We start from the raw sequence: 830 nt of genomic DNA on the forward strand, positions 1-830 counted from the left end.
GATTTAAAAAATGTCAAAAAAGTTATTGACCGAAAAATATATTATTCTACAGAGCCTTTTACAGTTGAATTAAAACCATTTAAACTTAACCAACCCCCAAACAACGAAAATAAACAAACAATAAATAGCCTAGAAATAAAAATTAACAATGTCAAGTATTACTATATTCAATTTGATTTTTGGAATGATTTTTTCTACATAAAAGACAAAGACCTAAATGTAATGCACCAAATATACAATTCCACAAATTATCCACCATATTGGATGTTTCAATTTAGTCATAACGTAAGCGAAACTCCTCCACCAACTAAACTCAATAATTATAAATCCCTATTAGAAAAAAAAACTAATGAATTATCTGAAATTACACAAAAATTAACAAACAAACAACAAGAATTAAATAAATATCAACAAGAATGCACTGATTTAATTATCAACCAAAAACCTGATGACACTCTACAACAAGAACTAAACAATAAAGAAACCCACATCAAAACATTAAAAAATGAAATGCAACAATTAGAAATTAAAGAACAAGGTTTTAAAAACGAAATAGATACTTTGAAATTAGAAAACAAAAACCTTAAAGAAAAATATACTAACGATTTAAACAAAATCCAACAAGAACTAAACACATCTAAAATCGAAAACGAAAAACTTGAAAAAGAAATGCAAGAAATACAAGATGAATTAGTTAAAAACAATAATGCTGATGAAGTTTTGGTTAAACAATTAAATACAAAACAATCACAAATAAAAGAGTTAAAAGGAAAAATAAATACCTTAGAAACCAACGAAACTCAATTACAAACCATTATCCAACAAAAAGA

At 25.2% G+C, this 830-nt stretch carries 1 pseudogene; it reads left to right on the forward strand.

The annotated features are described in order from the left end of the window. Nucleotides 1-830, forward strand: a pseudogene (locus tag OL66_RS04020) (hypothetical protein); the annotation flags it as partial.

The sequence above is a fragment of the Chrysanthemum yellows phytoplasma genome (assembly GCF_000803325.1).
Taxonomy (GTDB): domain Bacteria; phylum Bacillota_I; class Bacilli_A; order Acholeplasmatales; family Acholeplasmataceae; genus Phytoplasma; species Phytoplasma asteris.